The following is a 16,988-nucleotide window of genomic DNA, read 5'->3' on the forward strand; positions in this document are numbered from 1 at the left end:
GTCATGCAACGAATTTTTTTATGTTTCCTATTAGGCGTCGGCCTAGTTTTTTCTGCATGTGGACAAGAGAATGAAGGTAATTTTCCTCCACCAGACAACCCTTTAGAAATTAGAGCCTTAAAAGCGACTTCGGCTATTAAAATAGACGGGAAGTTAGATGAGGAAGATTGGCGTAGAGCAGAAGTAGTGACTGATTTTTTTCGAATGGAGCCTCGACAAGGAGGAGACCCGAAATTTCAAACAACTGTGCGTGTACTCTTCGATGAAAAAAACCTATACATCGGAGCATTTTGTCAGGATTCTTTAGGTCGTCAGGGTATTAGGGTTCAAGATTTAAGGAGAGATTTTAGTTGGAATGAGAACGACGCTTTTGGAATTCAACTAGATCCTCAAAACCTTAAACAATTTGCCGTATCGTTCCAAACAACGCCTTATGGTAATCAAAGAGACTTACAAAACTTTAACGATCAGGTAACCGATAACGATTGGAATGCTCTTTGGACTGTAAGGACTAGTCAAACAGAAGATGGTTATTATGTGGAGTTTGCCATTCCCTTTAAGTCTTTAAGGTACGACGCGGCCTCTCCTGGTGAGAAAGTAGAGTGGGGAATAACCTTCAATCGTTTAGCAAGGCGCGAATATGAACAAACAGTTTTTCCGGCTATTCCTCAATCCTTTTCGCCATTTAGGATGACATATGCAGCCAAGCTTACGGGTTTGGAATTACCAGAACCAAGTGCCAACATAAGAGTGGAACCATATTCTCTTTATCAATATGAAGAGCAAACTTCAGGTCAGAGTGGACAATCTGAAAATGATTTCAAACTAGGTGGAGATGTAAAATGGGCAGTAAACCCAAACACCGTAGTGGATTTAACATTTAACACAGATTTTGCTCAAGCCGATGTAGATAGGGCAGTAAACAACTTAGAACGTTTCAATATCTTCTTTCCGGAAAGAAGACAATTTTTTTTAGAGAATTCTGGTATTTGGGCTGGTGGAAGGCAAACATCAATCAGGCCGTTTTTTAGTCGGAGTATCGGCCTTCAAGGAAATTTCAATGCTGCTACGGCTCCAATTGATGCAGGTGCTAGGTTTACATTGAGGGATGAGGACAAAGCGATTGCCGGGTTATATATGCATCAGGCAGAAACGGAAAGTTCGGCAGGTGCAAATTTTGCAGTAGCACGTTATCTGAAAAATTATGGTCGTGAGAATAATATAGGTGTCATGTTCACCCACCGTTTAGATGAGGCTTCGAGTGGACTTAATTTAAATCAGCAAAACAATAGTACGATTACAGTGGATGGTTTGATTAGACCATCAAGTATTTGGTCTATCAACTATTTGGCAAGTACCTCTATAGATCATGAATCGGATGAGGCTGGTTTTGCTGGGCGTATCTTTGCTGGGCGTTCCGACAATAATTCTTATTGGGGTTGGGTGACAGAGATGACTACTCAGAACTATAATCCTGCCATGGGCTTTGTACGGCAAACTAATGTCATTAGACACAACCCAGGTGGATACTGGATAATGAGACCTAAAAAATTACCATGGATTAGAAGATGGGATCCAGGCTTATTTGTAAACTATTACCACGATGCTAGTAACCCTGGGAATTTTCAACAAGCTAATCTTTGGTTATTTCCTGTATGGATTTTCTTCACTGACGGCAGTTTCTTGTCTTATTCCATATTTCCGACATGGCAAAATATCAACTTTAATTTTGCTCCTCTTGGTATTCAGATCGATCCAGACGAGTATTATTATACCCGTCATGAGGTTCGTTTTAATACAGATCAATCGAAGAAGTGGTCTTTAAGTGGAGAATATGAGTGGGGAGAATTTTACAATGGGAGAAGGCAGAAAGTCAACTCTGGGGTTCGGATCGCTCCCGACCCACATATAGCATTTACTTTTGACTATGAATACAATAGACTTCGCAGTTTAGGTGAATCGAATGAAGATCTTGAAACTCATTTAAGTACGCTGGGGGCACGTTTTGCTGCTAACCCTAGGCTTCAGCTATCCACATTTTATCAATACAATACCTTCGATGAACAAGGTAGGTGGAATGTAAGGTTGAGTTGGGAATATCAGCCGCTATCTTTCATGTATTTGGTCTTCAATAATACCCAAATAAGCGGTTTAGAAAACCCGTTTGAGGAACAACAGTTTATTGCTAAGCTGACTTTCCTAAAGCAATTCTAGTATTTGCTGTAGCCGATAAAGTCTATTCTCGTTTATCTTCACCAATACCGCTTACACAACATTGTTGTTTAAATAATCATGGTCACATTAATTTTGGTCTTTGATTCTCAATAGAAGCTATATGAAGTTCAGATTGGTAATGCTAGCATTTTTGATGCTTGGTAATTCGGCAACCAATGAGCCAAAAGGCTGGGAGATATTTAAGAAGGTTGTTTTTACTACGACCTACTTTGAGGATATAGATTCTTACTTTGATGTGCCCACTTTCAATTCTGAATTGAAAGCGTTAAATGGAAAGATGATAAAACTGTCCGGGTTTTATGTTTCTTTCGATTCTGAGGGTACTTTCATTCTGTCTGGAATGCCTTTAAGTTCTTGTTTCTTTTGTGGTGGAGCAGGTCCGGAAACTGTGGCTGAAATAAGAATGGAAAAAATCCCAAACGATTTAAATATTGACGATTTCATTAAAATAGAAGGTAAGCTAGAGTTAAATCAAAAGAATATTGAACACTTGTACTTTATAATCAACGATGCCAAGATTATTAAGTGAGATAATGCGCTGAGGTGGCCTGACTTGATTTGCTCAACTCTTAGAATAGGCCAAATTCGTAATTCTTTACTCTTTTCATAAACCTCAAAAACAAGAAGGTTGTCATGATTCTTGTTACTCAAGATTCTTTCGATCTCTCAGTAGATTCAAATTCCTATGCCAAACAAAGGATAGACTTCCCTAGTGAAATTAAAAACTACCCAGAAGGGGTAGTAGAATTAGTTGTCATTCTCTATAATTTCGATTTATAAATCGAATACGAAACCAAATTGTTCGATATGACATCTTTGGATCGAAGTTTATCTATAGATATTGCTTTTCTTTTTCTACTATTGTCTGTTTTTAAATCTTCCAAAGACTTAAAAATGATCTTAAGGCGTCTTATTATAAAAGTTGAAATATCCTGAGCTGATGATTAAAAAATATGGGTCTCTTGTTCTGATTTTAGTGATCGCTTTGGTTGTTTATTTCCCAGTTACCAATGGTGAATATTTGGCTGGTTGGGACGACGATCAACAGATTCTGAATAATACAGATGTTACTAATCTATCTTGGGAAAGCATCAAAAATTATTTTACTACTTATTACGTCGCTTCATACCAACCTTTAGCTTCATTAAGTTTTGGTATAGAGTATGCCATTTTTGGCGAAAATGCTTTCGTACATCATTTGACTAATGTTTTGCTTCATTTACTGAATGTCTTTTTAGTTTTTCTTTTGCTGAAAAGGCTATTTAAAGACAATACCTTTCTTGTTTTATTTGTTACAGCTGTTTTTGCAATTCACCCGCTACAAACCGAGGTTGTTGGGTGGATTTCTACAAGAAGTACGCTGATGTATTGCGTTTTCTTTTTCATGTCTTGCCTTTTCTATATAAAATACTTAGAGCAGCCTTCTAGAAAGCTTAAACATCTTCTAATTTGTGTGCTATTTTTTGTTTTAGCTCTGCTGACAAAAGCCACTGCGGTAACCTTGCCGCTAATACTCTTGTTATTGGATTATTTCTACAAAAGAACTTTTACTTGGAGAATGTTGATTGAAAAAGTGCCGCTTTTTATCGGATCAATCATCATTGGATTGGCCAGTATAGATTCAAGAAAAGTCCTTGACTCTATCGGCGGTTTTTCAGATTACTATACTTTTTTCGAAAAAGTAGCATTGTCCTCTTATTCACTAATGTTCTATTTCTGGAAAGCAGTATCACCGGGAAACCTTTATACATATTACGGTTATCCGATGAAAATACAGGAAGAAACACTGGGAACACTTTATTGGCTGGCACCTTTTGGTTTACTATTAGTAATGGCCATTCTTTGGCTGGTATATCGTAAATCATCGTCAGAATTCAAGCGATTTTGGCTTTTTGGAATACTATTCTTTGCTGTGAATATTGGTCTGGTAATAAATTTCACCCCATTTGGTCCTACCATGGCAGCAGAACGCTATATGTATATGCCTCTAATTGGTATCTATGTGTGTTTTGCATTGGTATTATCGCAATTGTTAACATCCTCACAAGGTAAAAATGTAGCCTATATTCTTGCTTCGTTAGCACTTTTAATTTTTAGCGTTAAAAGTAGAGTTCAGTCTACTATTTGGGAGAGTAGAGTAAGTCTCTGGGAGAATGCCATTGAGCACACCAATGCAGCCTATCCTTGGATGGAATTGGGTAACGAATATCAGGGGAAGGGCAACATTGACAAAGCAATCGAATACTATAATGGAGGTGTAGAAGTAAACCCTTATTATACAAAGATCTATTACTACCGAGGCCTCGCGATAAAAGCCAGTGGCGATAAAGATTATGCTAAAATTGACTTTGAGCGTGTGATTAAAGGTGGAAATGATAAAAAGGGAGATGCATTTTACGAGCGAGGATTGTTATATGAGGAAGCCAATATGTTGGACAGCGCTTTGCTAGACTATGACAGTGCAATGGTTTATAGCCCTGAAAGCCCTGCAATGTTTAGAAAGAGTACATTGGCTGGAAATAATAACTCAGTAGGAAGTCAAACAGTCTTGATGAAAAGGCTATCACAAATGATGATCAAGGCCGATTCTTTAATGAAAGTAGGTGCGTTAGATCAAGCATTAGAGAATTTTGAAAACGTATTGTTAATTAATCCTCAAATGGAAGCAGCGTTAATGTCAAAAGGTTTGATTTTATCCAACAATCAAGCCTTTGCCGAGTCTATCGAAGCCTTTTCAAAAATCTTAGATACTGATCCAGATCAAGAGCGTGCTCGCCTTTCTAGGGCCTTCGCTTATACACAGACCAAGGACTTTATTAAATCTATAGAAGATTATAATCATGTGGTCAATGAGATTGGAACTCGAACAGGGGAGGTGCTTTATTTTAGGGCAATCGCTTTGTTAAATGCAAATCAAAAGAGTGCTGCGTGTAAAGACTTGGCAGCTTCGCAAGAGAAAGGATACTCAGCGGCAACAAAGTTAATGTTAGATGTTTGTAAATGATCAAGCCTGTGATTATTGAATGTAGCACACTAGAATCAATGCTTTTAAGGTGGCAGGCTTAACAAAGAGTCGATAAAATGGTCATCGTAATGGCCTTTTTACTTGTGGAAACAGGAAATCGCCGAAATTGAAGCGAAAAACGCCTTTTTAAAAATACCTCACATGATTTTTTAAAAAACTACCCATTCTGGGTAGTAGTATTTGTCTATAATTTGTTCTTCTTGCGAGCGTGTGCCGATCCGTTCTGCGTGTATGTGTGATTTGCCCGCCAAAAATCTAACCAAAACTCTGTACTATGAACATCACTTCAGGTTCGTCTGTCGTTGCTATACCTTTTCTCAAACTGAAAAGATTAATGCAACGTTCCCTCCTCACACTTGCACTTTTGATCTCATTTATAATTGTTAATGCGCAAGATGAAACTTTGACGTTTTCTGGAGCGAACCAAACTGGGTTAACCACTTACACAGAGGGTTCTTATTCAATTACAGCCACCGGCGGAAACTTCTCAATTATCAATAATGAACTGGTAAGGAACGAATTCCCCACCATGTCTATAAAGTTGACTTCAGGAGGTGATTTTACATTTGTTTCTATGGACTTTATCGGTTTGGCCTTCGATGAGACGACCATCATTGTGCAAGCCAAAAAAAATGGATTCAATGTAGGTACTGCACTAAGTACGCTTTCAAATACTACTACCCTTAACGGCACCTCAGACTTTATAGGTATTGATGAGGTAGTCATCACTGCTAGTGGTACGGATTTCACAGAAATGGATAATATTGATCTAGATGCGGTTGTGAGTACTAACCCGACGTTTAATTCCGTACCGGTAACATCACTTGATGAAGGCGAAACCTACAATTATGAAGTCAAGGCCGAAGCTGCAAATGGAGGGTACTTAATCATAACTGCGCCTACTTTGCCAAGTTGGTTGACATTACAATCCACACCCAATATTGTAACAACCGTAGGCGGATCAGGATCTGCTGGAACAACCGATGGTACAGGAACATCTGCATTATTCAATGGTTCGGCAGGTGTTGTTATTGACATTAATGGAAACCTCTACATAGCGGATTCACAAAATAACCTGATTAGAAAGATGACACCTGCCGGTGTGGTTACAACTGTTGCAGGGTCTGGATTAGCTGGTTCCGCCGATGGTACTGGAACATCGGCAGAATTTAATTTTCCAATTGATTTAACCTTAGACAATGCTGGAAATATCTATGTAGCTGAATTTTCAGGGCACCGCATTAGAATGATTAATTCATTAGGAGTTGTAACTACAATTGCTGGCAACGGAAATCCTGGATTTGTAGAAGGCACTGGAACCAATGCTGAATTCAATCAACCAGCAGGTATTGCTATTGATGGTTTTGGGAATTTATTCGTAGCGGATGATTCGAATCAAGTAATTAGACGATTAACTGCTGAAGGTGTTGTTTCAACATTTGTTGGGGGGCACTCAAGTGGTACTGCCAATGGCACTGGTAGCGAGGCGGGTTTTTTAAGCCCCAAAGGGATTGACATAGATGAACTTGGTAATCTTTATATAGCAGAGTCTGGAGGGCATCAGATAAGAAAAGTCACCCCGTCGGGTGTAGTCTCTACCATTGCAGGAAATGGGTCAGCCGGTACGTTCGATGGTATGGGGTCAGCGGCTAGTTTTAATGCGCCATGGGGAGTGTCAGTTGACAGCTATGGTAATATTTTTGTAGCTGATCTTAACAATAATTTGATAAGGAAAGTAACAAGTGGGGGCTTGGTAACCACCTTGGCAGGAGGTGGATCATTCGGAAGCGTAGATGGTACCGGCACTTCTAGTCAATTTAACAGCCCACTGGGTGCAGCGCTTGATGCCCAAGGCAATCTTTACATCGGAGACTTTAGTGGCCATAGAATTAGAAAAATCTCGCTGGCTTCAACAAAGCTTACAGGTAATTCTACAATGCGTCAAGGTAGCCATAGCGTAACGCTCATAGCAGATGATGACAACGGCGGGACAGCTGAGCAAAGTTTTGTGGTACAGGTAATACCTCCTAATACAGCACCTGTAGTAGATCTAGACGGGGCAACCAGTGGTGCTATCAATGAAAATGGCAGTATTGGCATTGCCGACTACGCAACCGTTACAGATGCCGATAACGACAATATTGTGTCAATGACCGTTACGGCAACCGGGTACACCGGGTCCAATACCGACCAGTATTTCGGAGTCAATGGAGCTACAAATACCATTGCTACCAACGCGGGTGTAACGATTTCAGCATATGATGCAAATACTGGAGTAATGACTTTTACCGGTAGTGCTACAGCAGCGATTTATCAATCTATTCTTAATGGTATTGTCTATATCAATGAAAGCAATAATCCACCTGCAGGAGATGTGGTTATTCGTATTGAGGTAAATGATGGTACGGTAAAAAGCAGCGATGTTACGAATACTATTACTATTACTCCGGTGAATGATGCTCCAACCTTCACTTCACTGCCAGTAATAACTGTAAATGATAATGCTACTTATTCCTATGCTTATACCACAACTGACGCAGAAGGAGATAATGTAACGGTTACAGCCACCAGCAAACCAAGTTGGTTGTCTGTTAGTGCTCAGTCAATAACTAGCACCGTTGCAGGATCCACTTTAGGCTCGGCAGATGGTACAGGTACAAATGCGCAGTTTAATTTCCCATCTGGACTGGCTTTGGATGCAGCAGGTAATATTTATGTAGCAGATGGAAATAATAATAGTATTCGAAAAATAACTTCTGCGGGCGTTGTCTCTATCTTGGCGGGTGGCTCAAGTGGTTCAACAGATGGTTCTGGTGCGGCTGCAAAGTTTCAAAATCCAAACGGTCTCGCAGTTGATCTAAGCGGCAATATCTATGTAGCAGATGGAAATAATAATAGTATCAGAAAAATAACTCCCGCTGGTGTGGTTTCTACCCTAGCAGGAGGTACTAACGGCACGGCTGATGGCTCCGGTACAAGTGCTCATTTTAACTACCCAACTGGTGTGGCGGTGGATGCATCTGGGAATGTATTCGTGGCCGATAGGTATAACAATCGAATTAGAAAAATAACTCCTGCAGGAGTGGTTACTACATTTGCAGGAACTACAAGTGGAGATTCAGATGGTACAGGAACCGCTGCTCAATTTAGTGCCCCTGGTGCAATTGCGCTCGATGGTTCAGGTAACCTTTATGTGGCCGATGCGGTGAATCATAGTATTCGTAAAATAACCCCTGATGCTGTTGTAACTACTTTAGCTGGTGGGTCTAGCGGCTCAGCTGATGGTTCTGGTACTGCTGCTCAATTTAATTTTCCACGTGGTGTAGCAGTTGATGGTACTGGCAATGTTTACGTTGCTGATGGGAATAATAACATCCGTCAAATTACTTCGGTTGGTTTAGTAACCACCATGGCAGGTTCAGGTAGTGGGTTTTTAGATGGCACTGCCGCGCAATTTGCATCTGTTGACGGTGTTGCCGTGGATGCATCAGGAAATGTTTATGTTGCCGATGGGGGCAATCATAGGATCAGGAAAGTGACACAACCTCAGAATGTACTTTCTGGAGATGCTACTGGTCAAATATCTGGTAATCAATCGGTTACTTTAACTGCCAATGATGGTAAAGGAGGTATGACACCTCAGATATTTAATATCAATGTCGTGGATGTCACCAACCCATCTCTTACCTCAGGAACAGCAGTCAGTTTTGCTGAAAATGGTACAGGTACGGCTTATACCATAACCGCAACCGATGCCAATGCTGTCACTTACAGTTTAGGTAATGGGAATGATGAAATATTATTCGATTTAACTGGAGAGGCAGTTACGTTCAAGTCAGCTCCTGATTTTGAAAACCCTGCCGATGGTAATACTGATAATGCCTATGTGATCAATGTGATTGCAACTGATGGTATTAATTCAGTCAATCAAGATGTGATCATAACTGTGACGAATGTTGATGATACTGCTCCGGTATTTACCTCTATCACCACGGTCAACTTTGCCGAAAATGGAACAGGAACAGCCTATACAGTAACGGCAACAGATGCGAATCAGGTAAGCTATGCACTAGGTACCGGTAATGACGAAGGCTTATTCAATATCAGTGGGGGAGTAGTGACTTTCAAGGCTACGCCTGACTTTGAGGTGCCAACTGATGGCAATACTGATAATGCATATGTGATCAATGTGAACGCGACTGATGGGATTAATTCTGTCAATCAAAACGTGATCATAACTGTGACGAATGTTGATGATACTGCTCCGGTATTTACCTCTATCACCACGGTCAACTTTGCCGAAAATGGCATAGGTACAGCCTTCACCGCAGTAGCCACCGATGCCAATGCAGTCACTTATAGTTTAGGTACTGGCAATGATGAGGACTTATTCAATATCAGCGGGGGCGTAGTGACTTTCAAAGTCGCTCCAGATTTTGAGGTGCCAACCGATGGAGATAACAATAACACTTATGTGATTGAGGTAAAGGCGAATGATGGGCCGAATACCGTTTCGCAGACCGTGAATATTACTGTCACCAATGTCAACGACAATAACCCCATCTTTACTTCTCAAGCCGTTACTTCTGTAAATGCGGAGACGGAATATGATTATGCTTTTACAGCTACTGATGGGGATGGAGATGAATTAACGTTTACAGCACCCACTTTACCAACATGGCTTACTTTTACTGCGGGTAGTATTCAGGCAAATACCGTTTCAACATTCGCTGGAGGAGGTAGCACTGCCAATGCTGATGGTACGGGTATTGAAGCATCATTCACCAATATTACGGCTATAACTTCGGACACTAATGGTAATGTTTACGTAGCCAATTCGGATAATAACACCATCCGTAAAGTTACACCAACAGGTGTGGTTACAACTTTGGCTACCAATGTTGCTAATGTTGTTGCACTTGCCGCCAAAGGTAATGGTGATGTTTATGCGGCAGAAGCAACCAAAATAAATAAGATAACTCAAGCTGGAGTGGTGACTACTTTTATAGGAAGTGGCATCGTTTCACTCACAGATATGGTGATTGATAGTAGGGGAACCCTTTACTGGACAGACCTAAATTCAGGTGTAGGAAAACTGTCTCAGGCCTTTACCAATGGGTCTGCTAGTATTGGAGAGGTTTCAGTGATTCATATTAAACAAGCACCAGCGCCCGCAGGGCCACCAACACCTGGAGGACCTCCAGCACCTTCAACACCTTCTGTACCAGGCACAGCTACGATATCCTCGGTTAGCTCGGTAACACCTGGCGGTGCTAAAGCCGTAGGCGATGTGATTGAAATTAAAGTGATTTTCTCAGAAGCCGTTAATGTAACCGGTACTCCTCAGTTGACATTAGAAACAGGTGACACTGACAGGACTATTGATTATAGTGGTGGGAGTGGATCTACTACTTTGATTTTTAATTACACTATTCAACAAGGAGATAAGTTCAAAGACTTAAATTATGTTGACACCAATTCCTTAACCCTTGGTAACGGAGGTATTATTAAAAGCGCTATTATAACGAGTAATGATGCCGTTCTGACTTTACCATCGATAACTTCAGTAAGTGCTTTGGCCTCTACCACAAACTTCTCTATAGGATATCCAGTAGTAACCAATGTTTCTTCTTCTACGGCTGATGGGACAAAAAAATTCGGTGAAACAGTAGAAATTACAGTTACCTTTTCCGAGCCAGTTAATGTCACCGGAACTCCAAAACTAAAGCTGGAAACCGGGAGTACTGATCAGTCTATTGCTTACAATGGCATAGGCAGCAGTACCAATACCCTTTCATTTAGCTATACCGTCCAAGAAGGAGATAATAGCACAGATCTGGATTATCAGTCTGCCTCTGCTTTAACATTAGAAGGTGGCACGCTTAAAGATGCCGATGGAGATGACGCAATTATAACCTTACCAACTCCTGGGAGTACTGGCTCTTTAGCTGCCAATAAATCATTGGTCATTGATGCCCTATTTGAATTCAACAGTCCAAGTGCCTTAGCAATTGACAAAGACCATAATCTTTTTGTGGTGGTAGACGGAACGGATATTGTCAAATTCGATGCTTTATATGCCCCAATCGTAAATATTCCGGGTGTTCCACCTTCTGCACCTGCACCACTCGTTGCCCCAACTACAAATGTCGACTTTTTAGCTTTTGCCCAATTCGATTCAAGCCTAGGCAAAATCGCCATAGGAAAGGACGGACTCCTTTACGCATTTGAAACGGATGAATTTAAACTTCAACAATTCGATAATAACGGAACAGCCACTGTTTTTGCAGGTTCAGGGACAGGCTCCAGAGCAGATGGCATAGGTACCTCAGCCACTTTTACGGACATCAAAGGACTTGCAATAGATCCGAATGGAAATCTCTATGCTGCAGAGACTGACCATGTACGCCAAATAAAAAAGGAGATAGCAGCTTTAAAAGGTACAGCCCCTGCTACGGCAGGCACCCACAATGTGGTTTTGAAAGCAGATGACAATAATGGAGGGACAGCCGAGCAGAGCTTCACCATTACGGTAAATGATGTGACAGACCCTGTCTTCACATCGGGAACTGCGGTCAACTTTGCCGAAAATGGAACAGGAACAACCTATACAGTAACGGCAACAGATGCGAATCAGGTAAGCTATGCACTAGGTACCGGTAATGACGAAGGCTTATTCAATATCAGTGGGGGAGTAGTGACTTTCAAGGTTACGCCTGACTTTGAGGTGCCAACTGATGGCAATACTGATAATGCATATGTGATCAATGTGATCGCGACTGATGGGATTAATTCTGTCAATCAAAACGTGATCATAACTGTGACGAACGTTGATGATACTGCTCCAGTATTTACGTCTAACTCTACAATTGCATTTGCTGAAAACGGTACAAGTACGGTACATACGGCTGTTGCTACTGATGTGGGTGCAATTACTTACAGCTTAGGTGCGGGTAAGGATAATGGCTTATTCAATATCCAAGATGGTGAAATCACTTTTAAGGTTACGCCTGACTTTGAGCAACCAAGTGACAATAATGTAGATAATATCTATGCGATTACATTAGTTGCGACAGATGCGAGTAACAATGCATCAAGTCAGAATGTGAACATCAATGTCACAAATGTGGATGACACCGCTCCGGTACTTACCTCTATCTCTACAGCCTCATTTGTAGAAAATGGTACAGGTACTGTTTATTCGGCTACAGCAACAGACGTCAATGCGGTTACTTACAACTTAGGGACAGGAAATGATGAAAGCTTGTTTAACATCCAAGGGGGCATAGTCACTTTCAAGACGGCTCCTGATTTTGAGCAGCCAGGAGGCAACAATGCTAATAATACCTATGTGATCAATGTTATAGCCACTGATTTATTTAACAATACATCGAATCAAAATGTGACCATCACGGTGACGAATGTAGACGATACTGCCCCAGTACTTACTTCTACCACAACAGCCTCATTTGCAGAAAACGGCACAGGTACTGTTTATTCGGCGACAGCAACAGACGCCAATGCGGTTACTTACAACTTAGGGACAGGAAATGATGAAAATTTGTTTAACATCCAAGGAGGTATAGTCACCTTCAAAACGGCTCCTGATTTTGAGCAGCCAGGAGGTAACAATGCTAATAATACCTATGTGATCAATCTGATTGCAACAGATGATAACAACAATACATCTAATCAGGATGTGACGATAACGGTGACCAATGTGGATGACACCGCTCCTGTATTTACCTCTTCAACAACAGCGACTTTTGTAGAGAATGAATTAGGTACAATATATACAGCCTTGGCAACAGATGTGAATGCCGTTACCTATAGCTTAGGAACAGGTAATGATGAAGACTTATTCAACAATTTGGAAGGCGCTATTACATTCAAAAGCGCACCAAATTTTGAGCAGCCTGGCGGGAATAATGCAAACAATACCTATGTAATCAATCTGATTGCAACAGATGAGAACAACAATACATCCAATCAGAATGTAACGATAACGGTAACAAATGTAAGCGACGTCAATCCAGTATTTACCTCTCAGCCAGTAATTACCGTAAACGATAATGCTATTTATGCATATGCAATTAGTACTTCAGACGCTGATGGAGATAAAGTGACGGTAACAGCTACTAATAAACCCTCATGGCTTTCTTTAGTTGGTGTAGTAGGAAGTGAAGTAACAACTTTTGCAGGAACAGGATCTGGAACTTTTGCGGACGGATCAGGAACATCTGCTGGCTTTAATGGGCCACAAGGAATTGCCGTAGATGGCAATGGCAACGTCTACGTTGCTGATAGCTTTAATAAAAGAGTCAGAAAGATCGATGCCGCAGGAAATGTAACTACTCTGGCTGGAAATGGTAGCTCAGGGGTTGATGATGGACCTGGAACCTCTGCAAGCTTTATGGAGTTGTTTGGCCTTGTTTTAGATGCAGCCGGAAATGTTTATGTGTCAGATCAAGCGGCTAATACAATAAGAAAAATTACTCCGACAGGAGATGTATCTACTTTCGCTGGTTCAGGTAGTGCCGGATCTACAAATGGACAAGGAACTTCGGCTACTTTAAGGTATCCACGTGGGCTTGGTATAGATGCTTTCGGCAATATATATGTAGCAGAACCTGCTAATAATTTAATTAGAAAAATCACTCAAGAAGGTATAGTATCTACTTTCGTAGGGTCAGGTACATTTGGAGCTGCTGATGGGCAAGGAACAGAAGCCAGCTTTTCTGGCCCAACGGGTATAGCAGTAGATGAGTTGGGTAATCTCTATGTCTCAGATGCAAGTAGTAGCAAAATAAGAAAAATCACCAGTGCAGGGTACGTTTCTACCATTGCCGGTTCAGGTAGTCCGACTACTATAGATGGGTCAGGTATAGCTGCCAGTTTTAATAGTCCGTCAGGTATGGCTGTTGACGCTGCAAACAATGTCTATGTAGTAGAAACGAACGGATCAACTATTAGAAAAATTGATCCTGATGGAAACGTGACGACTTTGGCTGGAACAGGTCTTAAGAGCTCCGTAAATGGTACAGGCACTTCAGCAAGTTTTAATAATCCTAGAGGGGTAGCTATTGATAGATCGGGTAACCTTTATGTCACAGAAGAAACTGGTCATAATATCAGAAAAATATCCTCTGAATTTGTCTTGACAGGGGATGCTAACGGATTACCAACTGGAATTTATGATGTTACTTTAACCGCTAGCGATGGCATCGGACAAAATGTTACTCAAGCATTCCAAATTGATGTAGCAGATGTAACGAATCCCATATTCACTTCAGCAACAGCTTTGAGTTTTGCAGAGAATGGGCAAGAAACAGTTTATACAATAGTTGCTACAGATGTTAATCCTATTAGTTATAGTCTAGGAACAGGTAAAGATGAGGCCCTTTTTGATATTTCTGGCCCTACAATATCTTTCAAAACTGCCCCAGACTTTGAAACACCAGCAGATAGTAATACAGATAATATTTATACAATCAATGTGATAGCCAACGATGGTACAAACACCATAAGTCAGGATGTTACCATTACTGTAACAAATGAAAGCGATGTCAATCCAGTATTCACATCCCAACCTGTTATTACAATAAACGACGATGAAACGTATAACTATGCATATTCAACTGCTGATGTGGACGGTGATATTGTAACCGTAACAGCTACGAATAAGCCATCTTGGATCACTTTGGATAGTAGTGTAGGCAGAACGGTAACAACATTTGCAGGTAGCGGTAATGAAGGTTTCGTAGATGGAATCGGTACACTTGCAAGTTTTGAAGGGCCAAGTGGAATAGTTATCGATGGCTTAGGCAATCTTTTTGTTGCTGATTCTCGAAACCGTAGAATTAGAAAAATTGATCTAGCAGGAAATGTAACAACATTTGCAGGTTCAGGACAGGAAGGATCTAATGATGGTCAGGGTACGGCTGCTAGTTTTAATGAACCGTTTAATATGGTGATCAATTCTGATGGAGACCTTTTTGTTACTGATCAAAAAGCACATAATATTCGAAAAATAACAACTGCTGGTTTGGTGACAACATTTGCAGGGTCAGGTAGTCCCGGAGCCATCAATGGCAATGGTACATTCGCCAGTTTCAACGAACCTTTTGGAATTGCGGTCGATTCAGAGGGCAATCTATATGTTACTGACACAAAAAATAATTCGATCAGAAAAATTCAACCAAATGGCGAAGTAAGCACCTTTGCAGGCTCTGGTACAGCAGGGGCGGTCAACGCACAAGGTTTGTCAGCTAGCTTTAATTTTCCAATAAGCATCGCGATTGACAAAGACGATAATCTATATGTCACAGAAGCAGCAAATCATGTGATTAGGAAGATTGATAAGGATGCCAATGTGACAACTTATGCTGGTATTGTAGGTAGCGCAGGGTCGGCAAATGGAACAGGTACAATGGCCAGCTTTACACAGCCAGCAGGAATTGTTATAGATGCATCAAACACTATTTATTTGACAGAATATGATGGTCAGAGAATAAGAAAAATCGATGCAAATCAAGTGGTTACTACACTTGCAGGCACAGGTACAGCAGGTAGCGCAGATGGAATAGGAACAGGAGCCAGTTTTCATAATCCACTCTCGTTAGCACTTGATGAAAACGGCACTATTTATATAGCTGAAGCAGAAGGGCATAGAATAAGAAAAATTTCACCAGACTTTAGACTAACAGGAGATGCTACTGGCCAACCTGCCGGCGTTCAGTCGGTTACACTTACAGCCAACGACGGAAATGGTGGTACAGCTACACAAATATTTAACATTAACGTAATAGATGTTACTAGCCCAGTGTTGACCTCAGCCATAGCAGCTAATTATGCTGAAAATGGAACTGGAACGGCCTATACGGTTACAGCTACAGACGCAAACGCCGTTACTTACAGTTTAGGCACAGGTAATGATGAAGATTTATTCAATATTTCTAATGGAGTAGTGACGTTTAAGACCTCACCAGATTTTGAGATACCAACAGATGGAAACACTGACAATGCTTATGTGATTAATATGATTGCCACTGATGCTAATAGCAATGCGGCTAATCAAAATGTGACTATTACAGTGACCAATGTAGATGATACAAAACCCGTCTTTACGTCAGGCTTGACAGTAAATTATGCTGAAAATGGTTCAGGTTCAGTTTACACGATAGCCGCTACAGATGCAAATACTGTTACGTACAGTTTAGGCGCAGGTAATGATGAATCACTGTTTGATCTGACAGGAGGAGTGGTGACCTTTAAAACGTCACCAGACTTTGAGAATGCTATAGATGGCGACGGTCAGAACACCTATGAAATAGAAGTCAACGCAACAGATGGATTGAATACGGCTACTCAAACCGTAGTGATCACGGTTACTGATGTAGATGAAATACTACCAGTCTTCACATCAGCCATAGCAGCTAATTATGCTGAAAATGGAACTGGAACGGCCTATACAGTTACAGCTACAGACGCAAACGCCGTTACTTACAGTTTAGGCACAGGTAATGATGAAGATTTATTCAATATTTCTAATGGAGTAGTGACGTTTAAGACCTCACCAGATTTTGAGATACCAACAGATGGAAACACTGACAATGCTTATGTGATTAATATGATTGCCACTGATGCTAATAGCAATGCGGCTAATCAAAATGTGACTATTACAGTGACCAATGTAGATGATACAAAACCCGTCTTTACTTCACCTTTA

Annotated in this window: 5 protein-coding genes; all 5 read left to right on the top strand. The window is 40.8% G+C overall.

The features are described from left to right. The first annotated feature begins 3 nt into the window (after positions 1-3). On the top strand, positions 4-2,214 hold the full coding sequence (locus JXQ92_RS11000) for a DUF5916 domain-containing protein (protein ID WP_421986668.1): 2,211 nt from the start codon (positions 4-6) through the stop codon (positions 2,212-2,214). A gap of 121 nt (positions 2,215-2,335) precedes the next feature. After that, on the top strand, positions 2,336-2,764 hold the full coding sequence (locus JXQ92_RS11005; RefSeq protein ID WP_421986669.1) for a hypothetical protein: 429 nt from the start codon (positions 2,336-2,338) through the stop codon (positions 2,762-2,764). Between the two features lie 104 nt (positions 2,765-2,868). After that, positions 2,869-3,015 carry a hypothetical protein gene (locus JXQ92_RS11010; RefSeq protein ID WP_421986670.1) on the top strand — a complete coding sequence of 49 codons (147 nt, stop codon included), beginning with the start codon at positions 2,869-2,871 and terminating at the stop codon, positions 3,013-3,015. A 160-nt stretch (positions 3,016-3,175) separates the two neighbouring features. Next, positions 3,176-5,239 (top strand): tetratricopeptide repeat protein, encoded by a 2,064-nt coding sequence (locus tag JXQ92_RS11015; protein WP_421986671.1) that lies wholly within the window; start codon positions 3,176-3,178, stop codon positions 5,237-5,239. Positions 5,240-5,534: 295 nt separating this feature from the next. Then, a partial coding sequence (locus JXQ92_RS11020) for an SMP-30/gluconolactonase/LRE family protein (RefSeq protein ID WP_421986672.1) occupies positions 5,535-16,988 on the top strand: 11,454 nt, incomplete at its 3' end.

The sequence above is a fragment of the Roseivirga sp. genome (assembly GCF_049099775.1).
GTDB lineage: Bacteria > Bacteroidota > Bacteroidia > Cytophagales > Cyclobacteriaceae > Roseivirga.